The sequence below is a fragment of the Rossellomorea aquimaris TF-12 genome, assembly GCF_001648555.1.
Taxonomy (GTDB): Bacteria; Bacillota; Bacilli; order Bacillales; family Bacillaceae_B; genus Rossellomorea; species Rossellomorea aquimaris.
On the sequence record NZ_LQXM01000029.1, the window covers coordinates 1 to 19,969 of the forward strand.

At 33.7% G+C, this 19,969-nt stretch carries 27 protein-coding genes; 17 read left to right on the top strand and 10 right to left on the bottom strand.

Annotated features, from left to right (window positions below; translation table 11 throughout):
* The first annotated feature begins 152 nt into the window (after window positions 1–152).
* From IQI_RS13505 to IQI_RS13515, 3 genes are all read left to right on the top strand, one after another.
* Complete coding sequence (locus IQI_RS13505; RefSeq protein ID WP_064093189.1) at window positions 153–875, top strand: MBL fold metallo-hydrolase; 723 nt, start codon at window positions 153–155, stop codon at window positions 873–875.
* Window positions 876–922: 47 nt separating this feature from the next.
* Window positions 923–1,630 carry a Type 1 glutamine amidotransferase-like domain-containing protein gene (locus tag IQI_RS13510; protein WP_064093190.1) on the top strand — a complete coding sequence of 236 codons (708 nt, stop codon included), beginning with the start codon at window positions 923–925 and terminating at the stop codon, window positions 1,628–1,630.
* A 107-nt stretch (window positions 1,631–1,737) separates the two neighbouring features.
* The gene (locus IQI_RS13515; protein ID WP_064093191.1) at window positions 1,738–2,178 is read left to right on the top strand and encodes a GNAT family N-acetyltransferase; all 441 of its coding nucleotides are present in this window, start codon (window positions 1,738–1,740) and stop codon (window positions 2,176–2,178) included.
* A gap of 76 nt (window positions 2,179–2,254) precedes the next feature.
* Here the strand turns inward: IQI_RS13515 and IQI_RS13520 are convergent, their stop codons facing one another.
* Window positions 2,255–3,352 carry an AI-2E family transporter gene (locus IQI_RS13520; RefSeq protein WP_064093192.1) on the bottom strand — a complete coding sequence of 366 codons (1,098 nt, stop codon included), beginning with the start codon at window positions 3,350–3,352 and terminating at the stop codon, window positions 2,255–2,257.
* 94 nt (window positions 3,353–3,446) lie between these two features.
* Here IQI_RS13520 and IQI_RS13525 point away from each other — a divergent pair, with 94 nt between their 5' ends.
* The 4 genes from IQI_RS13525 to IQI_RS13540 all read left to right on the top strand — a co-directional run bounded on the left by IQI_RS13525 (window position 3,447) and on the right by IQI_RS13540 (window position 8,043).
* Window positions 3,447–4,223 carry a nucleotidyltransferase domain-containing protein gene (locus IQI_RS13525; RefSeq protein ID WP_064093193.1) on the top strand — a complete coding sequence of 259 codons (777 nt, stop codon included), beginning with the start codon at window positions 3,447–3,449 and terminating at the stop codon, window positions 4,221–4,223.
* Window positions 4,224–4,326: 103 nt separating this feature from the next.
* Entirely contained in the window at window positions 4,327–5,850 is a 1,524-nt protein-coding gene (locus IQI_RS13530; RefSeq protein WP_197489752.1) for a spore germination protein, read from the top strand.
* On the top strand, window positions 5,834–6,937 hold the full coding sequence (locus IQI_RS13535; protein ID WP_064093194.1) for a GerAB/ArcD/ProY family transporter: 1,104 nt from the start codon (window positions 5,834–5,836) through the stop codon (window positions 6,935–6,937). The genes IQI_RS13530 and IQI_RS13535 overlap by 17 nt, the downstream gene beginning before the upstream one ends.
* Window positions 6,934–8,043 carry a Ger(x)C family spore germination protein gene (locus IQI_RS13540; RefSeq protein WP_064093195.1) on the top strand — a complete coding sequence of 370 codons (1,110 nt, stop codon included), beginning with the start codon at window positions 6,934–6,936 and terminating at the stop codon, window positions 8,041–8,043. Before IQI_RS13535 ends, IQI_RS13540 begins: the two co-directional genes overlap by 4 nt.
* A gap of 195 nt (window positions 8,044–8,238) precedes the next feature.
* Here IQI_RS13540 and IQI_RS13545 read toward each other — a convergent pair whose 3' ends face one another.
* Genes IQI_RS13545 through IQI_RS13555 form a run of 3 tightly spaced genes read right to left on the bottom strand, consistent with a single transcriptional unit; the run spans window position 8,239 to window position 9,507 of the window.
* On the bottom strand, window positions 8,239–8,553 hold the full coding sequence (locus IQI_RS13545; RefSeq protein WP_064093196.1) for a DMT family transporter: 315 nt from the start codon (window positions 8,551–8,553) through the stop codon (window positions 8,239–8,241).
* Window positions 8,553–8,897 (bottom strand): DMT family transporter, encoded by a 345-nt coding sequence (locus IQI_RS13550; protein ID WP_064093197.1) that lies wholly within the window; start codon window positions 8,895–8,897, stop codon window positions 8,553–8,555. Before IQI_RS13550 ends, IQI_RS13545 begins: the two co-directional genes overlap by 1 nt.
* Before the next feature lie 4 nt (window positions 8,898–8,901).
* Window positions 8,902–9,507, bottom strand: coding sequence for a TetR/AcrR family transcriptional regulator (locus IQI_RS13555; RefSeq protein ID WP_064093198.1), 606 nt, complete (start codon window positions 9,505–9,507; stop codon window positions 8,902–8,904).
* A gap of 448 nt (window positions 9,508–9,955) precedes the next feature.
* Between IQI_RS13555 and IQI_RS13560 the strand changes: the two genes are divergently transcribed.
* The 5 genes from IQI_RS13560 (at window position 9,956) to IQI_RS13580 (ending at window position 12,244) form a co-directional block, all read left to right on the top strand.
* Window positions 9,956–10,288 (top strand): hypothetical protein, encoded by a 333-nt coding sequence (locus IQI_RS13560; protein WP_156509904.1) that lies wholly within the window; start codon window positions 9,956–9,958, stop codon window positions 10,286–10,288.
* Between the two features lie 98 nt (window positions 10,289–10,386).
* Complete coding sequence (locus tag IQI_RS13565) at window positions 10,387–10,752, top strand: aminoacyl-tRNA hydrolase (protein ID WP_156509905.1); 366 nt, start codon at window positions 10,387–10,389, stop codon at window positions 10,750–10,752.
* A gap of 61 nt (window positions 10,753–10,813) precedes the next feature.
* Window positions 10,814–11,152: a VOC family protein gene (locus IQI_RS13570; RefSeq protein WP_064093200.1), complete on the top strand. Its 339-nt coding sequence runs from the start codon at window positions 10,814–10,816 to the stop codon at window positions 11,150–11,152.
* Between the two features lie 63 nt (window positions 11,153–11,215).
* Entirely contained in the window at window positions 11,216–11,686 is a 471-nt protein-coding gene (locus IQI_RS13575) for an NUDIX hydrolase (RefSeq protein ID WP_064093201.1), read from the top strand.
* 18 nt (window positions 11,687–11,704) lie between these two features.
* Window positions 11,705–12,244, top strand: coding sequence for a DUF402 domain-containing protein (locus IQI_RS13580; RefSeq protein WP_064093202.1), 540 nt, complete (start codon window positions 11,705–11,707; stop codon window positions 12,242–12,244).
* Between the two features lie 156 nt (window positions 12,245–12,400).
* On the opposite strand, the gene IQI_RS13585 is transcribed toward IQI_RS13580, so the two are convergent.
* Window positions 12,401–12,592 (bottom strand): hypothetical protein, encoded by a 192-nt coding sequence (locus IQI_RS13585; RefSeq protein WP_064093203.1) that lies wholly within the window; start codon window positions 12,590–12,592, stop codon window positions 12,401–12,403.
* A 469-nt stretch (window positions 12,593–13,061) separates the two neighbouring features.
* Complete coding sequence (locus IQI_RS13590) at window positions 13,062–13,259, bottom strand: hypothetical protein (protein WP_064093204.1); 198 nt, start codon at window positions 13,257–13,259, stop codon at window positions 13,062–13,064.
* Window positions 13,260–13,645: 386 nt separating this feature from the next.
* Between IQI_RS13590 and IQI_RS13595 the strand changes: the two genes are divergently transcribed.
* Together IQI_RS13595 and IQI_RS13600 are read left to right on the top strand one after the other, a co-directional pair.
* Entirely contained in the window at window positions 13,646–14,131 is a 486-nt protein-coding gene (locus IQI_RS13595; RefSeq protein ID WP_064093205.1) for a hypothetical protein, read from the top strand.
* Window positions 14,115–14,609: a hypothetical protein gene (locus tag IQI_RS13600; RefSeq protein WP_064093206.1), complete on the top strand. Its 495-nt coding sequence runs from the start codon at window positions 14,115–14,117 to the stop codon at window positions 14,607–14,609. The genes IQI_RS13595 and IQI_RS13600 overlap by 17 nt, the downstream gene beginning before the upstream one ends.
* A gap of 46 nt (window positions 14,610–14,655) precedes the next feature.
* On the opposite strand, the gene IQI_RS13605 is transcribed toward IQI_RS13600, so the two are convergent.
* Complete coding sequence (locus IQI_RS13605) at window positions 14,656–15,510, bottom strand: STAS domain-containing protein (RefSeq protein ID WP_064093207.1); 855 nt, start codon at window positions 15,508–15,510, stop codon at window positions 14,656–14,658.
* A gap of 244 nt (window positions 15,511–15,754) precedes the next feature.
* Here IQI_RS13605 and IQI_RS13610 point away from each other — a divergent pair, with 244 nt between their 5' ends.
* Window positions 15,755–16,363, top strand: coding sequence for a histidine phosphatase family protein (locus IQI_RS13610; RefSeq protein ID WP_064093208.1), 609 nt, complete (start codon window positions 15,755–15,757; stop codon window positions 16,361–16,363).
* Window positions 16,364–16,405: 42 nt separating this feature from the next.
* Here the strand turns inward: IQI_RS13610 and IQI_RS13615 are convergent, their stop codons facing one another.
* Entirely contained in the window at window positions 16,406–16,804 is a 399-nt protein-coding gene (locus IQI_RS13615; protein ID WP_064093209.1) for a secondary thiamine-phosphate synthase enzyme YjbQ, read from the bottom strand.
* A 110-nt stretch (window positions 16,805–16,914) separates the two neighbouring features.
* Here IQI_RS13615 and IQI_RS13620 point away from each other — a divergent pair, with 110 nt between their 5' ends.
* Entirely contained in the window at window positions 16,915–17,337 is a 423-nt protein-coding gene (locus tag IQI_RS13620) for a GNAT family N-acetyltransferase (RefSeq protein WP_064093210.1), read from the top strand.
* A 92-nt stretch (window positions 17,338–17,429) separates the two neighbouring features.
* Complete coding sequence (locus tag IQI_RS13625) at window positions 17,430–18,680, top strand: DHH family phosphoesterase (protein ID WP_064093211.1); 1,251 nt, start codon at window positions 17,430–17,432, stop codon at window positions 18,678–18,680.
* Window positions 18,681–18,682: 2 nt separating this feature from the next.
* Here the strand turns inward: IQI_RS13625 and IQI_RS13630 are convergent, their stop codons facing one another.
* On the bottom strand, window positions 18,683–18,976 hold the full coding sequence (locus IQI_RS13630; RefSeq protein ID WP_064093212.1) for a hypothetical protein: 294 nt from the start codon (window positions 18,974–18,976) through the stop codon (window positions 18,683–18,685).
* 74 nt (window positions 18,977–19,050) lie between these two features.
* Entirely contained in the window at window positions 19,051–19,779 is a 729-nt protein-coding gene (locus IQI_RS13635) for a LamB/YcsF family protein (protein ID WP_064093213.1), read from the bottom strand.
* Between the last annotated feature and the right edge of the window lie 190 nt (window positions 19,780–19,969).

Genomic DNA, 19,969 nt, shown 5'->3' on the forward strand with positions numbered 1-19,969 from the left:
CCATATATGGCTTAGAGGTTTTTTTATACTTCTTAAAAATAAGCTTTATATTTTTGATGTGAAAAATAAAATTATTTAAAAATTGACAAATATTAGCTATGATATTCATATAGTTCATTATAACTAATATTTGAAAACTGAGGTGGTTTATAATGCGTATTCTTAAATTTGGGGAATTGTATCAAATCACGTTTCTAGCAAATTTTTTTCCAGTTAATTGTTACATAGTGGATGAAGGCGAGGAATTAACACTTATTGATGCGGGATTACCATTTAGTTCACAAGGAATTTTAGAAACTGTAAAAAAAATTGGGAAACCACTGACGAAAATTTTACTTACACATGCTCATGAGGATCATGTTGGTGCTTTAGATAGAATAAAAGAAACGTTACCAAAAATTCAAGTATACATTTCTGAACGAGATGCAAGGCTTATGAATGGAGATAAAAGTGTGGATGCACATGAGTCACAACGGCCCATTAAAGGTGGAGTTCCAAAGTCAATGAAAACTAAGCCAGATATTCTACTCCATCATACGAATGAAGTGGGTAGCCTTATTTGTTTTTCTTCACCTGGTCATACCCCGGGTTCTATGTCTTTTTTTCATCAGCAATCCAATGCATTAATCGCGGGTGATGCTTTTCAAACACGGGGTGGAATTGCAGTAGCAGGAAAAGTAAACATTTCCTTCCCATTTCCTGCATTTGGTACGTGGGATAAAAAAACGAGTATTGAGAGTGCAAAACTTCTTATTGAATTAAACCCACAACTACTTGCAGTCGGTCATGGGAATGTTTTAATAAACCCAATCGAAAGAATGAAGCAGGCTGTTTTAGAAGCAGAAAAAAGAAGTAAGGAACCTGTTTACAAATAAAATATTTGAAATTCAACTTGAAGATAGAATAGGAGAAGAGAATAATCATGAAACAGATCATCGCCATGGGTGGTGGAGGGTTTTCTATGGAACCCGATAACCTTTTACTAGATCAATATGTAATTAATCAATCAGAGGAACCAACACCAAAGGTTTGCTTTATACCAACAGCAAGCGGTGATGCAGAAGGATATATTGACCGATTTTATGAAGCGTTTAATGCTTTGAACTGTAAACCATCTCACTTATCACTCTTTAAACTTCCAACTAAAGATCTCGAAAGTTATTTGCTTGATGCGGATATTATTTATGTGGGAGGGGGCAATACGAAAAGCATGCTCGCTTTGTGGAGAGAATGGGAAATTGATCAGATTTTAAGGAAGGCATGGGAGAAAGGCATTATTTTAGCTGGCTTAAGTGCAGGATCCATTTGCTGGTTTGAACAAGGGATGACAGATTCCTATGGAGAAGATTTGGATGTTATTACTGGACTGGGGTTTCTTAAAGGAAGTCACTCTCCACATTATGACGGTGAAGAAAATAGAAGACCATCCTATCATCAATGTATTCTGGCAGGAGAAATCAAGGATGGTTATGCTGCTGATGATGGCGTCGCTCTTCATTTTCATGATGGAAACCTGTTTAAGGTCTTGAGTTCTCGAATGAATGCTATGGCATATAAGGTGAGTAACGTAAATAAAAAAGTTCTAGAAAAGGCTATACCCACTCAATACTTGGGAAAATCCTCAAGTTGAAAATTAGATTTAGAGAACGATAACCTTTTCTTATGGGCTATCATTCAATAACCTTTCTTTTCTTCCTTAAAAGAACTACCTACTATTGAATGAAAGGAGGCTATGGAATGATAACCGTTAAGTTTATATCTGCAGAGGATACTTATTCGATTAGACATAAAATATTAAGGCCAAATCAAGAGGTTGATGACTGTATATATCCAGAAGATTCTAAAGAGAGTACTTTTCATGTAGGAGCGTACAAAGAACATAAACTTGTAGGAATTGCTTCTTTCTATAAGGAAAATCATTCTGATATAAAAGTGGAGAATACCTACCGTTTAAGAGGAATGGCAACTGATTCCAAACATAGAGGGCAAGGAATAGGGACAGCAGTTATTCACTTTAGCGAAGAGTATTTAAAAAGAAAAGGAGTAAAATCATGGTGGTGTAACGCAAGAACGACTGCTTCTCCTTACTATGAAAAGCTGGGTCTCATACAAATAGGAGAAGTGTTTACTATTTTATCTATTGGACCACACGTTATGATGTATAAGAAATTGGAGTAGAGAAAATGTTGAATTTTATATCTTTTTTATTTCCTCTAAAATAACGACCGAGCAGCCATGACTGCTCGGTCGTTTTTCATTCTACTTTATCCATCCCGGATCTTCTTAACCTAATAAATTTAATAAAGTTCAACACAACTGTTTTTGTAACTGCATAAAAAGGTACAGCTAAAATCATTCCAATAATTCCTGCTAAATTTCCTGCAACAAGTAATAAAATGATAATAGTTGCTGGATGTGTATCCAGCCTCTTTCCAAGAATAAGGGGAGAGAGAAGGTTCCCTTCAATTTGTTGTGCTATCGTCACTACCACTATAACAAGTATAGCTTTAGTTGGTGAATCAAATAAAGCTACTATGATCGCTGGAGCTGCACCGATAAAAGGTCCAATGAAAGGAATAATATTTGTAATGGCCCCAATTAAAGCCATAACTAATGCATAGGGTAATCCAATAATTAAATACCCAATAAATGTAAGAGTCCCAACAAAAGAAGCAACAGTCAGTTGACCTTGTATATATGCCGCAAGAGTATCACTAGTATCTTTCAATGTATTGATGCCTTCCTCACGATAGGAAGGAGGAAGGAACTTCGAAATGGCTTTCGGGAGTTTATGACCATCCTTGAACATAAAGAATAATAAAAAGGGAACGGTGACAATCAAAATGGTAATACTAGTAATTACACTAAGCAACCCTTTTAAGGCTGAAGTAATATTGTCAGGTAATGTATTTGCGAAGTCCATTAACTGCTTCTCTAAATCTTTTAGGGACACATACTCCTGGTTCATCATCCATTTGAACTGTTCCGTTTGAGACAGGTATTCTATGAAATTTCTCGTCTGACGAGCATATTCAGGTAGTTCATTGAACAACCCTGTAACCTGTCTTGAGATAATTGGAGCAATAAGGACAATGATCAATGCAAGGACGCCAATAATCACTGCATACAGTACAATAATAGCAAGTGTTCTTGGGATTTTAGTTTTTTCTAGAAGATTAACTAAAGGGTTTAATAAAAAATATAAAAACCCTGAAATGATTATCGGGAAAAATAACGTTGATGCAAAAACAACAATAGGTTCAAATAAAAATGAAATTTTTGTTGAGACATAAATAATGGTAAGTATTATAAGAATTTGCAAGCTCCAGGAATACATTTTTTTCTTGGTCAATCTATTCACCTCTTTATAGTCTAGTCTGTATGGTTAAGTATATCAAAAACATTAGAAAAAACCCTACTATTATAGGAATAAAGGAGAATTAATTTTGAAGAAGAGAATATTAGAAGAATTGTCTGAAATGGAGAAAGAAGAGAATGTAAAGGTCATTTATGCAGTAGAGGCGGGTAGTCGTGCATGGGGCTATCATACGGATACGAGTGATTTTGATGTTCGTTTTATCTATATAAGTCAAGTTCATTCATATTTATCTCTTCAAAAATCGAGGAATGTTATAGAGAAACCTTTTCATTCTAAACTAGAGATGAGAGGTTGGGATCTTACAAAAGCTCTTAAGCTTTTACACAATTCCAACTCTTCAATTTTAGAATGGTTAACAGAAGAAAACGTGTATATAGAACACCCCATTATTAAAAAAATTAGAGCTCTTGGAGAAGCAACATTCTCAATCAAGACTTGTTTGATTCACTATCGACAAATGGCTAAAAGGAATATGAATTTACAAAAGAAAGAAGATTTTGTTGAAGTGAAAAAATATATGAACATCCTAAGACCTTGGCTAGCCTGCAATTGGATTGTAAAGTTTAAAACATTTCCTCCCAATAATATCTATTTACTTCTTAACCAGGTAATGATGAATGCAGAAACACGATTAGAAATAGAACGCATATTGAAACTTAGAAAAAATGATCGGAATTTTATGCCATATGCCTTTTTTGCAGAAGTAACTGAATACATAGAGAGTGAACTTATAAAAATTGATTGTAATATAAAAGAATTAAAGAATCCTCCTAAGAACCTAGGGGAAGCAATTGATGATTTGTTTCTTGTATCCTTGAAAGAAGTTTGGAAAATTAACTTCTGATAGAAATATACCAAAGGTCTGCAACCCATCCTTTACTGCTCTTGCATAAATCATCACTTCTAGGAAAGTATACTAATAAACTTTATTTTCTGAAGGTGCTATGATGAAATCGTCTGATAAAAGAAAGAAGAGATTACCAAAGCCGTTGCTTTCAGATATGGAAGAAATTGAGATGGATGTCCTAAGCTTAGAGGAAAAAATTTCTTATATTAGTGAAAGTCTTTTTAATACGGATGATTTAAAAATTAGAGAATTAACGTTTAATAATAAAAAAATGGTTATTTTATTTATTGATTCAGTTATCGATAACAGGAACTTACAATTAAATGTGATTAAACCAATTATTGAAAAAAGTGCAGGAGATATACAAAATGTCGTAAATTCTAATAATGTAAAAGAAACAGTTTATTTAGACGAGGCATTATGTGCAATGGTTGATGGGCATTGTTTACTGTTAATGGAAGATAGTGATGTTTTGACATATATTTGTATACCAAAAGTTATGAGAGATCGTTCTGAACCAATAAATGAAAAAGTTATAAGAGGTTCACATCAGAGTTTCACTGAAAATATTACAGAAAATATTCATCTAATTAGAGAACGAATCTCAACTCCAATGCTTACAGTGAAATATTCTAGTTTAGGAAAGACATCGAAAACGAAATATGCTGTTGTGTATTTATCACATCTAACAAATCCTGAAATAGTAAAAACCATTGAAGAACGAATTAGTTATATCAATGTTGATTCGGTTCAGTCACCAGGATATTTTGAGGAATTTTTAGAAGATAGCTCTTTTTCTCCATTTCCACAATATATAAATACAGAACGTCCAGATCGAGTTGCAGGTAATCTTATGGAGGGAAGGGTAGCCCTAGTGATGGAAGGTAGTCCAACTGTTTTGCTTCTTCCAGTTACTTTCTTTAGTTTCTTTCAATCAACAGAGGATTATAATAATCGGTCATTGATTGGCTCCTTTATTAGATTCATTAGATTGATTAGCTTTATTGCGACATTGTGTTTACCAGCATTTTATATTGCAGTTATTTCGTACAATTATGAAATCATACCAGTAGAAATTATATTTTCCATAAAAAGCTCGCTTGAATATGTTCCTTTTCCTCCTTTAATTGAAGCAGCCATTATGCAATTTACTTTGGAATTACTCCGTGAAGCGGCTGTACGTCTCCCTAATCCTGTAGCTCAAACCATTGGGGTAGTAGGAGGGCTTGTCATTGGAACGGCTGTCGTAGAAGCTAATTTGGTTTCGAATACAATGCTAATCGTAGTAGCGATTACGGCCATTTCATCATTCGTCATTCCGTCAAACGAAATGAGTACATCAGTAAGGATTTTAGGGTTCCCACTGATGATACTGGCAGCATTGTTTGGTGTATTCGGAATAGTAATTGGATTAATGTTTTTGTTAATACACATGGTTAATCTTAAGTCACTAGGACATAATTATTTATACCCTCTTGCTCCTTTAGATTTGAATGCATTAAAAGACACCTTCGTTAGATTACCTATCTGGTTAATGAAAGAACGAACAAAAGATTTGAAACCACAGTATATGTGGAAAATGACAAATCCAAGAGGATGGAAAAAAAATGAAGAATCAAAATAACCTTACTTCCATTCAATTAATTTTCTTTGTCATCCAAACCCAAATTGGAGTAGGTGTACTTGGTCTTCCATTTAATGTATTTTCTGTTTCAAAAGGGGATGCGTGGATTTCCATTTTACTGGCAGGTGCAGTTGTTCAAATCCTTATGATTGGATTTTGGATCTTAGGCAGGAGATTTCCTACTAAGTCGTTATTTCAATACTCAAAACAACTGGTGGGAAAGGTTATGGGAACATTCATTAATGTAAGTTATATTGTTTACGGACTACTTGTGACCGCATTAGTTTTAATGTATTCTACAGCGATCATTAGCAGCTGGGCACTTACTCTTACACCTAAATGGATTATTATGCTCCTGTTAATTGGAACGGCTGTTTATTTGGGGAGAGAGAAATTATCTCAAATCAGTGATGTTTATGTAGTGGTGTCAAGCCTTATTTTCTTTCTTATCATCATTTCGGTTCTAGTATTAATACTGTACCCAGTAGAATGGAGATATTTATTTCCAATTGGTCATTCTGGTGCGACAAATATTTTGAAAGGAGTAAAAGAGGCGTATTTTTCAATGTTAGGTTTTGAATTATTACTTATCATTTTTCCTTATTTCCAGAATAATGGAGAACGCTCCATCTTGTATTCCGTTTCCTTTGCCAATCTCTTTGTTACCTCGACATATACTTTTCTCACAATAGTAAGCCTTGTTACATTTAGCCCTGAAGAATTAAAAATTGTCCCTCAGCCTGTCCTTTATTATGTAAAATCACTTTATTTACAAATTGTGGAAAGAATAGATTTGGTATTTGTATCGTTATGGGTAGTGAATGTCATTACATCTTTGACAAGCTACCTCTATTTATCTACTGAGGGTAGTACATATACGATAAAACGATTTAATCGAGGCACTTATACGATGTTATTTGGAATACTCGCATATTTAATTGCCCTGATTCCTGGAAAAGAAAATGAAATGGAACTCTTTAATAAGCTAGTAATAAGTCTCTCTTATTTTTATATTGTTGTAATACCATTTTCACTGTTGATCATCTCCTTTATTTTAAAGAAAAATGAAAGAGGGAAGGAAACATGAATAAGAAATTTCTACTAGTAATTGTTCTCGTTTTTGTTTATCTTTCATTGACAGGTTGTTGGGATCAACGATTACTTAAGAATGGAAGGCTTGTATTTGCTTCTTCATTTGACTTAATAGATGGGAAAACTATCCAATCAACGGCCATTATTCGTGATTTTAAGAATGGAACACCTACAAATGTTATCATCCAGGGGAAAGGGAACACCATTCGTGAAACAAGAATGATTATGGACCGAAAAATATCTGGTAATTTTGAGCCTTCCAAAAATAGAGTGTTTCTTTTAGGGGAGGAGTTGGCGAAAAAGGATATTTATCAATTTCTAGATATCTTTTATCGGGATCCTAATAGTTCCATATCAGCAAAAATAGCAGTTGTTGATGGGAAAGGTGAAGAGATACTTAACAAAATAAGTGAGAAAAATATACTGATTGCAGAGTTTTTAATTGAATTAATTGCAAGTTCAGAAGCTTCTACTGCCTCTCCTAAACACAATGTTCAATCTATATGCACGGTTATGTTTGATGAAGGGAAAGATTTTGCCATTCCTTTAATAAAATTAAATGATGAAAATGAAGTGGAGTTAGAAGGTACAGGAATCTTTCACAATAAGTCTCTAGTTGATACCTTGAATGTTCAAGAATCTACGCTATTTCTCATTATGGCTAACCAAAAAGCAAAAATTGCTCGATTGGCTACTAAAGTGGAGAGTGATAAAAAACTAAATATAAATAATTTTATTACCTACAATATTTCAAAAGCTAAATCAAAGCTGAAGATCGTATCTGATTCTCCAAGTAATATTCAAATAGAAATAGATGTTAAGGCAGACATCTCTGTTGTCGAATATCCAGAAGACCAATTAACCGATAAAAAGAAACTTAAAGAATTAAATAACGAGATATCAAAAAAATTAACGGAAGAAGCAGAAAATTTAATAAAAAAAATTCAATTGGCTAACTCAGATTTATTTGGGATTGGTAGAGAATTGATTGCGTACCATCCAAAGACTTGGGAAAAGGTAAACTGGGAAGAACTATACCCTAGGATTACCATCACACCTTCTATCGAAGTTGATATTGTTGGTCATGGGATCATCAATTAAAATGTACAAGTAAAGTGTCCCCCCTATTGAAATCAATAGGGGGACATTTACAAATTGTTTTTTGTCACTGGTAAGCTGCTCCGTCACGAACTTTTTTCAGATGGTGAAGGGGAGGCGGGCGTAGACTCCTACATAAATCTTGCTTGCAGACATCCTTGAAGAGGATAGGTGTAGCGCACTCCGCATAAAAGAGCGTTAAGATATCAACTTCAACCCTATAATACTCCCTACGATACAACTTATAAAAAATAACCGCTTTCCGTCTTTTTTTTCCCTGAAAAAAATCATTCCTATTATGACAGCTCCAGCTGAACCAATACCAGTCCAAATTCCATATCCAGTACTCACTGGTATTTCAAGCAGGGAGAGAGACAATAAATAGAAACTCAAAGCACCTGCTGAAAAACTCAATAAGGAAGGTACAAATTTTTTATAGCCTTCCGATAGTTTCATAAAAGTGACCATGATTACTTCTGAAAATCCAGCTAAAATTAATAGGAACCAAGCCATTATGTGGACCTCCCCGTATTCGTTTGTTCTTTGTCACTCACCTTAAGTCCAATTACACCGAATATCAGTAACGAAATAAATGCTATTTTTAATATGCTTATTCCCTCATTCAAAAAAATCATACCGATGACTGCCGTACCGGCTGCTCCAATGCCAGTAAATACAGCATAAGCTGTTCCTATAGGTAACAGTTTCATAGAATTTGAGAAAAAATAAAAGCTGATAATGATGAGTATGGCTGTGACAATACTTGGGATGGGTTCCGAAAAACCTTTTGATAACGATAACCCTGTTGCCCAGCCAATCTCTAAAATTCCTCCGATGATTACGTATATCCAGCCCATGATGCTACACTCCTTTACTCCTACTACTGCAAGAAATTCCTAAGGAATAAACCTTCCAAGCAGACATCAATCGTTCTTGAAATACCTCTTCCGTGTAATAATGATGCTCTAAGAAAACGCCATCGACTAAACAGAAGAAGGATGCAAGAAATTCCTCTTCTGTCACATTTGCAAATAAATTTTGACGTGAACCTTCATTGTATATTGAAACTAAAATCGTTGTTGTAACCCTTTCAAAGTGTATGAATTTTTCTTGTATTACATCCTTAAAGGGTTTAGGAGGAAAAAAGGTAACTCTTTTCCATAATAATGCCTCTTTTGTTGTCATCAAACGATGACAAAACAAATCAAATAAGATCCGAACATTTTTCATTGGGTGTTTTGAATTCATATTCAAAGCTGCGTTTTCGTAAGCTGATATTTCAGAGGCACTTAAATCCTCTAATACTGCCAAAAATAAATCCTCTTTGCTTTCAAAATGATTATATATAGATGGCTTCTTTATCCCTACAGCAGTGGCTATTTCCTTAAGAGATGTATCTTCATACCCTTTTTGTCCAAATAAATCCAGGGCAACGGTTTTAATAAGTTGTTTATTATCTATTTTCACTTCATCACCTTTTCCTTAAGCTAACTACCGTTCGTTAGTTAGATTTTAATATTTCTAATGAATGAATGCAAGTTTAGATTGGAAGTTGCCAAATGTTTCTTCCTGAGAGTGATTTTTTAAAGTATCCGTTCATATAATCCTTTGTTGATCTTATTTTAAGGCTCTGAATTGGTTGTGGATGGTTTTCTTTAAAGCTGTTGCTTCTAGGTAGAATTCACATTTTGGAACGGTTATTGAAAGGGAAATCTCTAAAGTCGAGTGGGAAAAATCGGAGTGCCGAAAATATGGAATTCAAGCTGAAGAGGCTCGGCCAAAGCTAGCTGCAAGAGAATTCTTTCCCCTCACCATCTAACATGTATCCGATGACAGAGCCATTGTCATAAGGTGAGAAATCGGCTCCTGGAAATCTGAGGAATCATACCAGATCCTATATGAAAGGAAAGAGGATATGACTGTATATAGGAAATTATTCATGTTGTGTATTCTAATTTTAATATTGCTAGCTACTTTTTATTTAAAATACATAAAAATGAATGACGAACAATGGGTAATTATAGAGGAAAAATATTTTCCAGTTGAAGGTCAGAAAAAAGCAAAAGGAGTAAATTCTGGTAAAACGATAGATATTCCTCAGTATAAATCTTCCCCAAAATGTGCAATGGAATTTAATAATAGGAGAATTTATACGATAGATTGTGAAATATATTTGGATTTTAGTATAGGTGATAAAGTGAAAGTTACAGTTATTGAAGATAAACTCATGAAAATAAGAAGAAAGTAATAAAACGTTTTTGTTTTTCACCAAAAATCCATTTCATTCCTTTATGATAAAGAAGAGAGTATTGTATGAAAAAAATTATTTAAGGACTGATTATTGGTTTGACTAAAAGAGATCTTGTTCAATATTTTGTAGTTAATAAAGAATTAAAAATGTCTACAGGTAAGACAGCTGCACAAGTGGCTCATGCTGCAACATTAAGTACGATTGAATTGATGCAAAGAACATCACCCTTTCAAGATAGACAAGAAGATTTTGTAGAATGGGTACAAACGGGTATGAAGAAGATCATCCTCAAAGGAAAACAATCTGAACTAGAAAAATTAGAAAAGCGGGGGTATTTTAGTATTCATGACAGTGGATTGACTGAGATTGCTTCTGGTTCTTTGACGGTTATTGCTCTTCCACCAATGGAGAAATCCCATGCTAAGGAATTTATTGGGCATTTAACTCTATTGAAAAATTAGATTCAAACATTCGAAGCTCTCTATGGTGGGGAGTAGAAAAAAATTATTTGGGGGTGTAGGGATGTTTTCAAAAATTGATACGGTCCATATATGTGTTAGAGACTTAGATCAATCCATTAATTGGTACGAAGAAGTGTTGGAATTAGAAAACCTTTTTTACGCAGGAAAATATGTTGTTTTTAGAGTAGGACTTGGGAACACCACCATTACGATTCAAGAAGGTGAGGTCCGTCCCTCTTCAATAAAACCGATTTTGTTTTCAGATGCGTTAGAGGAGACGAGGTTAAAGCTTTTGGAGAAGGATGTAGAAGCAGGGGCGATTGAGTCAGATGGAGAGGTTACTTTTTTTGAATTTAAAGATTTAGATGGGAACATATTTGAAGTGTGTCATTTTGATTAACATTCAGGAAGTGATCAAAGGCTTAAGCTAAAGAAGTAAATATTCATGAATGGAGATACTTATATGGGTTACATAGAAGAATTGAGACTAATCGTGGGCAACCGACCACTGATTTTAGTAGGGGCTGTTGTGATTATTTTAAATAATAAAAATCAAGTACTGTTACAACAACGTACGTTTCCGCATGGATCTTGGGGCTTACCTGGTGGCCTAATGGAATTAGCAGAATCAACAGAAGAGACAGCAAGAAGAGAAGTAAAAGAAGAAACAAACTTAGAATTAGGAGATTTAACCTTATTGAATGTGTACTCAGGAGCAGATCAATACATAAAAGCTGAAAATGGAGATGAATTCTATGTTGTTACAACAGCCTATTACTCAGATGAATTTGAAGGAGAGCTAATAGCAGAATCGGCTGAATCAATACAAATCAAATTTTTTCATTTTGAGGACCTTCCAACTAAAATGGTAAGAAGCCACAAGGGAATGCTGTCAGAATATAAGGAAAAATATTATTCATCACAATCTAAATAATGAGGTGAACAATACCATTTGTTAAAAAGAAAGTATGGAGCGAGAGATGGATGGAAGAGGTTAATTAAGAAGAAGGTAAATATTAGGTATATCGATGAAGAGAAGAGCTATGCTTCCTATATAAAGATGGAGAATGTTTTAGAACCTTTATTTGTCCAATACGGAGAAGATACTATTTGTATAGTGGACAATGGTTATGAGTGGATTCAATATATCCCTCTCCATCGGCACTATTCTATTACAATGATGTTCAATCAAGAACAGACCATTATTCAATGGTATATTGATATTACGAAAGAAAATGGATTTCATCCTGTAAAGGGTCCTTGGATGGACGATTTATATCTTGACCTTATTGTTCTCCCTTCAGGAAAAATAATAGAAAAGGATAGGAAAGAATTAGAAAATGCTTTTACTCAGGGTATAATAACAAGAGAAGACTATGATTTAGCTATATTTGAAGGCAATTGTATAGCAAGAAGTATTGAAAAAAATGAACTCGATTTGGTTCTTATTACTAGTAAACTTTTAAAATTATTTAATTCTGGAGAAGATTGATTATAGGGGGCATTAACCTTAATCTATTTTTTACAAGAATATAGTTCACTATTTATTTGAAAGCAAAAAGACAAGATATGAGCCGAAATATAAGTATGAATCTAAAAATACACAAAAAAGGCTAATCAGCTATTAATCTGATCAGCCTTTTTTATATCATTTTAATGTATCTAGATACGCATAATATGCGGCAAGTTTTTCATTGTTGTTTGCTGCTTTACCGTTCCCCTTTAATGATTTCCCGATGGCGAAATATTCTTGATGCACAGGTAAAACATGAACTGTGACAGCAGGATTGTTCTTTTTTTTGAAATTTTTTGGCACAAAAAGCATAGAGAATTTATTCAATTATATTCCTCCTTTAAGGAGAGTTTATTTCCTAATTCATAGTTTGAGATTTAATAATTGTTTAACCTTATCACAGCACAAAAATTAATTCAACTTTCTAATTATTATAATAATTAGAAATGGATAGACTCATATAACGACCCCCAATAATCAGTTGGATGCTTCGTAGTATATAGTGAATATACCCTCACTATATACTATATCCAAACAACTTGGGAGGTATTTAAAAGTATGAATATTGATGAAGTACTAGAAGATACCGTAGAACTTGGACAAGAGGACCTATTGCGTCCCATATATCACATTGACATCGACTTATTATTAGAAAAAACTAGTAAAGTATAATACAATTTTGGCTGTTAAATAAATACTTATATATAAGATAAAAGGCAATCCCTAAGTGGGCTTGCCTTTTATCGTTTAGTCTATTCAAAATTCTTTATTCTCAATTTAGCAAAACATGCACTATTTAATCGTGTCTTTTATGTTTATTTACTAGTTCTTTCATCATATTGATAATCGTTGCTCTATCGTTTCTACCAAAAGAGTGTGTCCAGCTTGTAATAAGGGCATTCTCAGTAGAAGAAAGGTCTCTCTGTAGTCCATTTTCAAAAATTTCCTTAATTTCATTCTTTGGATTTTGTTGATTTAATGTTTCATTGTTCATTTATATAACCTCCTTAGTCTCCTTCATTATTTTCCCTTCCATCTTAAATCAAAACATTCAAAACCTCTTTTAACATTCAATGGGTATTTTATAGATTATTATGTGTTATGAGCTTTACTTATTTTTGTTGTTTTTGATAAGAGAGTAGTGGTTGATTTGCGCTCCAGGTGCTTAACGGAGGCGTTTAGTGTGCTTGTATAGTAGAAATACTATTTCTTTCGTTTATTTTTTGTTCCACCATATAGCACCTACTGCTTGAGAGAGCCATTTACAATATTCACGCTTTAAAGCAACAATCTATGCAAAATGCCAAATAAAATGAAAACAAGTTATGTATTCGAATAGGGAAGGGAATGATAATTAAAAAAAGGTTAAAGGAGAACACTATGGCTCTGCCCTTCTTTATAACGATCTTCATTGTTCTTATTTACATAGTGCTTTTTATGTCTAAGAAGCTTTCATTTGCTGCAAATTCAATTTTATTTATGCTTTTATCCATTCTCTCTACAAATTATTTAACAATCATGTCAACGAAATTAAATTGGATAAAGACATCTGAAGATTATATAAAGTTCAGTAGTTTATTAATAACTCGGGAATGTATCATGCCGTTAGTTGGAGTTTTGATTGTAAATGGGTTGATGATTTACACTAATAGATTACAAAAGGCAACGTTATTTATTGGAATTTTAATTTTTATGTGTTTAATGGATGTTCTTCATTTACATTTTAATGCTCTGGAGCACGTCGAATGGAGTTTGTTCAATTCAGTCATTGTGAATATTGTTTATTTGCTTATTGGAATAGGAGTGGGGGAATTTTTGTATTTTATCCAGATAAGGGAGGAGAGAGGAAATGGACAAAATTTATGAAAAATCATTTGATTTGAATGAGTGGTTTATTATCATAAGTCTCGTTGTTCTCATCTTTTTAATATGGATAACTCCCAAAGTATTCTCATTGTTAGAAGGATTAAGTTATTTTATTTACGGTATTTCAATCGGTATGTTCTATGATCATACGATCAGTATTCCACCGTGGGATTATTACGATGTAAATGACTCCTCGGCTTATCAAGCAATCGATTTCCTCAGCTACATTATGTATGGACCATATAGTTATTTTTTTATCTACTTTTATAAGAAATTAAGGATAAGAGGTATTATGAATCTGGCTTACGTTTTGGTTTGGACAAGTTTTTCACTCCTAATGGAGTGGGTAACCTTAAAGATAGGGATATTTCATTTTGATAAAGGTTATAAAATGTATTGGTCTTTTCCAATCTATTTGAGCGTTCAAACAATTCAAATACTATTTCATCATCATATAAAAAAAAGCCGAGGATATTAGTCATCTTAAAAGACAAATATCCTCGGGTTTTTTCTCTTATTAGATATTAAATCGGTATTTCTACTTTATATTGATTAAAACCGAAATCTTCAAGGGCTTGTTTTAAGCTTGAACTTGTCTTCAAATCCTCAAATGTAATCCCAAGATTTCCAAGGGTATGTGCTACTTCAGGTCGTATACCTGTTAATACAGATGTAACTCCCATCATTTTTAATGCTTGAATGATTTGATAAATATTGTGAGAGACCATTGTATCCATTATGGCAACCCCTGAAATATCTATAAATAAATAGTCCAATTGAAAGTCTCCACTTCGCTTTAACACCGTTTCCATAATGGAACTAGCTCTATGGGTATCAATTTCTCCAATCAAGGGGAGGACGGCTACCTTTTCAGCAATTGGTACAATGGGTGCTGATAGTTGATCCATAGCTGAATGCACAAGTGCAAGCTGGTCTTTTTGCTGTTTAACAAATAATTCATTGAACACATTACCAATTTCGTCAAGGAGTGGATTAATCTTTTTATTCGCTAGAAACATAGTAGCAGATGAAATCTTTTGATTATTAATTTCTTCTATGAAAATATCCCAAATCGCAGTACGAAAGGCAGAGAGAGTTTTCATGGAATCATTTAAAGGAATCCCATTTTCTAGAGCTATTCCACCAACCCGTTCAGCCCAAATTCTTATATTATTTAAATTATTTGCTTTGTTTTCATCTAATGTTGTTCCTATCATATGAATGAGCTCTAATCGCCATTCTAATATCTGTTCACTTTTAACATTGGAGAAATTCAACTTAGAAACATAATCTGATTCTTGATATTGAACTAACTTTTGAGCAATATCAGATTTATGTTTAACGATTTGTTCACCAATATATATTAATTCATCTCTCATTTACTTCGTTCAGCTCCTTCATACTGCATAGTTTGAAACATTTGAAAAGTCCATTTGAAAAGTCTATTTTATTGGCTTTCAATTATAACATAGTCTATAGAAAAATCACACCGGGTCTAAAAAAACAGAAAAAGTGTCAAGTAAAATAGTAAAATGATAAAATAGGGAAATATAGGTAGTGAATAATTTTGAAACGATAGCAACAAAAGTCTCGAAGGATTTGATTGAAAGGGGATAAATAGTCATGACTCAAATATGCTTGGTCCGACATGGACAAACAGAATGGAACCTTCTCGGGAAACTTCAGGGACAGACTGACATACCATTAAATGAAACAGGAAAGTTTCAGGCAGAAGAATGTAGAGAATATTTAAAGGATGTAAATTGGGATGCATTAATAACAACTTCATTAAAAAGAGCAAGACAAACAGCAGAAATAATAAATAAAGAGTTACATTTGCCAATTATAGTAATGGACCACTTTATTGAACGATACTTTGGAGTTGGAGAAGGGATGATACGCCGTAAACGAGAGAAAGAATATCCAGATTTTATTTTTCCTGAAATGGAATCCCAAGATGATTTATTCAAGAGGATTGATGAGGGATTAAAAGTTGTAAATCAAGAATTTCATAATCATAAAGTATTAATTGTGGCACACGGTGCAGTAATAAATGCCATATTAAGTAGATTTCATAAAGGTAAACTAGATTCAATAAAACTATTCAACGGCTGCTTAACAAATATTCAATTTGAACATAACGAGTGGAAAGTTCATGATTTTAATTTTGTAAATCATTTATCCGAACATAAGGACAAAAATATCCAGGCTCCTCCTTTAAAGGATTTCTAGAGGTGAAGACACGAAATCATAGACTTCGAGCCTTCACATTCCTTATCCTTTTAAAATACTGACATAGACCTCTCTATGACGTGGCCCATCAAATTCACAAAAATAGACTCCTTGCCATGTACCTAACATGAGTTTGCCATTTATGACTATCACTGACTGGGAATGACCAACTGTACTTGTTTTTAAATGAGCTGCTGTATTTCCTTCTCGATGAAGATCAAGTGTATGATTCCAAGGATAAAGTTCATCTAAGCGCCTTAGAAAATCTGTTTTCACATCAGGGTCAGCATTTTCATTTACAGTAATTCCCGCTGTAGTATGAAGGGATTGAACGATTACTAAGCCACCTTTCGTTCCAGACTGAGTAACAATATCTTGAATGGTGTCAGTTATATCAATCATTTCATCGCGTTTACTTGTTTCAACAGTAAATCTTCTCATTAAAATCACGTCCTAGCTTTGTATTTTAGTGGCATTAGTACATTTCCACATTAGGAAAAAGATAAACAAAAGTATGTGAATAAATAATAAAAATGGAAAGGAAGAAGACGATGGAAATTAGAGAATTACATTCAGCAGATGAATGGGCTCAAGGATTTGAAGTTTTAAAAGAACTAAGAACAACGTTAACTCTTGTAGAGTATATGGAATTAGTCAAAAAAATGGTTGAGGGAGGGTATCGTGCCTTTGTATTGAAGGTGGATAATGAAATGATTTCGTATGCCGGTGTATCAGAAGCGACAAATTTTTATAATGGACATTATCTCTTTGTATTCGATTTTGTTACAAAAAGCTCCCATCGTTCGAAAGGTTATGGTGAACAGCTTCTCTCCTTTTTAGAAGATGAAGCAAAGAAATTAGGATGCACGAAAATTTGCCTGGACTCAGGATTGCAACGTCTTGAAGCCCATAGGTTTTATGAGGATAAAATGAAGTTTAATAAATCAAGCTATGCTTTCAAAAAAGAGCTCTGATTTCGAGTGAGTTAGAATAGTTTATCATTTGCGAATAGCGTTCCATCCCTTAACGAACAATATGAATATTCTTTAAGGCAAGGGGGGCTAGGATGTTTCAATTGATCACTCATAATGATTTAGATGGAGTAGCTTGTGGAATTTTAGCTAAATTGGCTTTTAAGGAAAAGGTGAAAGTGAAATATTCTTCTATTACTAATGTAGACGGATTTATTGAGAAATTCTTAAAGAAATCACCAAAAAAACAATTCCTCATCATTACGGATCTAGTTCCTTCAAGCGAAGTGGTGGAAAAAATTGTTACTTACCACCAGAAACAAGGGAAAATTCAACTTATTGATCATCATAAAAGTGGCGAATATCTAAACAAGCACAAATGGGCAAGAATTAAAGTGGAAAATGATGATGGTCAACTAACAGCAGCAGCTTCTCTATTTTATCAATATTTAGTTGAACAGAATTGGCTAACACCTACCAATGCATTAAGTGAGTTTATTGAATTAGTCAGACTTTACGACACCTGGGATTGGGAGAGACAAAACCAAGAAAAAGCTAAAAAGCTGAATGATTTATTATATTTAGATACAATTGACATCTTTGAGAAAAAAATGCTAAAACGCTTAAGTGAACATCAAGCTCAATTTTATTTTGATGAGTTTGAAAAAAAGTATCTCCAGGTAGAAGAAGGGAAAAAGGAAAGATATATTCATCGAAAAAAACGAGAAGTTATACAACTTTCTGTTCACGATCATTGCATAGGAATTGTGTATGCTGAAACCTACCAATCAGAGCTTGGAAATGAAATCGGTAAGGACTTTCCCCATCTAGATTATATTGCTTTAGTCAATCTAGGTTCACGCAGAATCGCTTTAAGAACCATCCATGATTCAGTTGATGTGTCAGAAATAGCATCAATGTTTCAAGGAGGAGGTCATCCTAAAGCAGCCGGCTGTGTATTAACCCCGGAAGCATATGAAATCTTCATAGATAAACCCTTTCGATTAGAGTACATTCAATCTGACTCAAATAGTAATGAGTTCAATCTAAAAGGGGAGAGCTCAGGGACTCTATATGTCAATCACCTCGGAAAACAATTTTACATCTGCCCTGTAAATGAGGATGAATGGGAGGTTACAATGGAGGGAGAATATATAGCAATATTCTCTTGTTTTGAAGATGCTGAACAGTATGTCAAACGAACACATACAGCTTGGATTGCAGAAGATGAACAATTCATTAACTATTTAACAGTACATGACAAAATAAAGAAAAATGTAATTGAAAATCCAGGATTAATAAGGGAATTAGAGAAGCGAGTAGTTCATGAGCATGAGCTTCATTAATATTATTTACAGTTAGCTTTTTCTCTTTGAACCAATTGAAGTAAATCACGCTCAAATATTCCTCGAAAGCATGTACCATCTTTTGTTTTGTAAAGTGCTTCATATACTTTTTCTTTATTTGAAAGAGTTTTGGTTTGTATAATTCCGATAATTGTTGAATGAGGAGTTGTTGTGTGTAAGCTGGATTGAATATTCTCATGAAGTTGGAAACGTTTATAACCATATATTGTAATAACACAAGCTACCAGTAAAATAAAAACCCAACGGAAACCATCTAGAATCAGTGATTTGTTCATTATCTTGTACTCCCATCTACTACTAATCTTTGGCAATTAAAATAAAAGGGACTTCGAAGTCCCTTTTAATATATCTATTCACAAAGGAGATTAAATAATTTCTTCGCTAACTCTAAAGCTGCATCATTATCTCCATGTAAACATACTGTATCTGCTTGAATCCTCAAAATTTCGCCGTTGGTAGAAACTACTTCCTGTTTTTCTACCATTCGTAAAACTTGTTCTTCTACTTGATCTTTATCATGAAGCACAGCATTAGGTAAAGAACGAGAAGTAAGTGAACCATCTGACTGGTAGGTTCGATCTGCAAAAACTTCATGGGCTACCTTTAGGCCAATATTTTCACCTGCACTTGTTAATTTACTCCCTGAAAGACCAAATAAGGTTAAGGAGGCATCAAAGTCGTAAACGGCTTTTGCAATGGCGTGTGCTAAATCTTCATCTTTAGCAGCCATATTATATAAGGCACCATGAGGCTTGACATGCGAAAGTTTACCTCCTTGTGAAGTAACAAACGCGTTAAGGGCACCTATTTGATATAGAATGAGTGCATATGCTTCATCAGGTGAAATACCCATCATCCTTCTACCAAACCCTTGAAGGTCTTGTAATCCTGGGTGAGCACCTATATTTAAGTTATGTTGTAATGCTTGTTGGACAGCATGCTTCATTACAAGGGGATCTCCTGCATGAAATCCACAAGCAATGTTAATGGAAGAAACATACTTCATCATCTGTTCATCTTGTCCGAGTTTATATGCTCCAAAACTTTCTCCTAAATCGCAATTCAAATCAATCTTCATGGGTTGCATCCTTTCAAATGTGAGTTTAGTAATGAGGTATCTTCATGCGAACCGAAACTTTCTGAATTCTCTATTTATCATATCATAAAAAATAAGCTGGCGTTTTATGTAACATTTTGTAAAAGTCTCTTTGTATTGATGGTTACTATTTTAGAGGAATTTGGAATAAAGTTCCATTAATGTAGAGTAT

What these genes read in the sequence shown, in the direction of transcription:
- IQI_RS13635 (WP_064093213.1), bottom strand. Translation starts at nt 19,779, where the DNA reads ATGAAGATTGATTTGAATTGCGATTTAGGAGAAAGTTTTGGAGCATAT.
- IQI_RS13570 (WP_064093200.1), top strand. Translation starts at nt 10,814, where the DNA reads ATGTTTTCAAAAATTGATACGGTCCATATATGTGTTAGAGACTTAGAT.
- IQI_RS13620 (WP_064093210.1), top strand. Translation starts at nt 16,915, where the DNA reads ATGGAAATTAGAGAATTACATTCAGCAGATGAATGGGCTCAAGGATTT.
- IQI_RS13510 (WP_064093190.1), top strand. Translation starts at nt 923, where the DNA reads ATGAAACAGATCATCGCCATGGGTGGTGGAGGGTTTTCTATGGAACCC.
- IQI_RS13550 (WP_064093197.1), bottom strand. Translation starts at nt 8,897, where the DNA reads ATGGGCTGGATATACGTAATCATCGGAGGAATTTTAGAGATTGGCTGG.
- IQI_RS13625 (WP_064093211.1), top strand. Translation starts at nt 17,430, where the DNA reads ATGTTTCAATTGATCACTCATAATGATTTAGATGGAGTAGCTTGTGGA.
- IQI_RS13595 (WP_064093205.1), top strand. Translation starts at nt 13,646, where the DNA reads ATGGCTCTGCCCTTCTTTATAACGATCTTCATTGTTCTTATTTACATA.
- IQI_RS13505 (WP_064093189.1), top strand. Translation starts at nt 153, where the DNA reads ATGCGTATTCTTAAATTTGGGGAATTGTATCAAATCACGTTTCTAGCA.
- IQI_RS13560 (WP_156509904.1), top strand. Translation starts at nt 9,956, where the DNA reads ATGACTGTATATAGGAAATTATTCATGTTGTGTATTCTAATTTTAATA.
- IQI_RS13540 (WP_064093195.1), top strand. Translation starts at nt 6,934, where the DNA reads ATGAATAAGAAATTTCTACTAGTAATTGTTCTCGTTTTTGTTTATCTT.
- IQI_RS13535 (WP_064093194.1), top strand. Translation starts at nt 5,834, where the DNA reads ATGAAGAATCAAAATAACCTTACTTCCATTCAATTAATTTTCTTTGTC.
- IQI_RS13600 (WP_064093206.1), top strand. Translation starts at nt 14,115, where the DNA reads ATGGACAAAATTTATGAAAAATCATTTGATTTGAATGAGTGGTTTATT.
- IQI_RS13610 (WP_064093208.1), top strand. Translation starts at nt 15,755, where the DNA reads ATGACTCAAATATGCTTGGTCCGACATGGACAAACAGAATGGAACCTT.
- IQI_RS13615 (WP_064093209.1), bottom strand. Translation starts at nt 16,804, where the DNA reads ATGAGAAGATTTACTGTTGAAACAAGTAAACGCGATGAAATGATTGAT.
- IQI_RS13515 (WP_064093191.1), top strand. Translation starts at nt 1,738, where the DNA reads ATGATAACCGTTAAGTTTATATCTGCAGAGGATACTTATTCGATTAGA.
- IQI_RS13530 (WP_197489752.1), top strand. Translation starts at nt 4,327, where the DNA reads ATGAAATCGTCTGATAAAAGAAAGAAGAGATTACCAAAGCCGTTGCTT.
- IQI_RS13545 (WP_064093196.1), bottom strand. Translation starts at nt 8,553, where the DNA reads ATGGCTTGGTTCCTATTAATTTTAGCTGGATTTTCAGAAGTAATCATG.
- IQI_RS13605 (WP_064093207.1), bottom strand. Translation starts at nt 15,510, where the DNA reads ATGAGAGATGAATTAATATATATTGGTGAACAAATCGTTAAACATAAA.
- IQI_RS13590 (WP_064093204.1), bottom strand. Translation starts at nt 13,259, where the DNA reads ATGAACAATGAAACATTAAATCAACAAAATCCAAAGAATGAAATTAAG.
- IQI_RS13575 (WP_064093201.1), top strand. Translation starts at nt 11,216, where the DNA reads ATGGGTTACATAGAAGAATTGAGACTAATCGTGGGCAACCGACCACTG.
- IQI_RS13630 (WP_064093212.1), bottom strand. Translation starts at nt 18,976, where the DNA reads ATGAACAAATCACTGATTCTAGATGGTTTCCGTTGGGTTTTTATTTTA.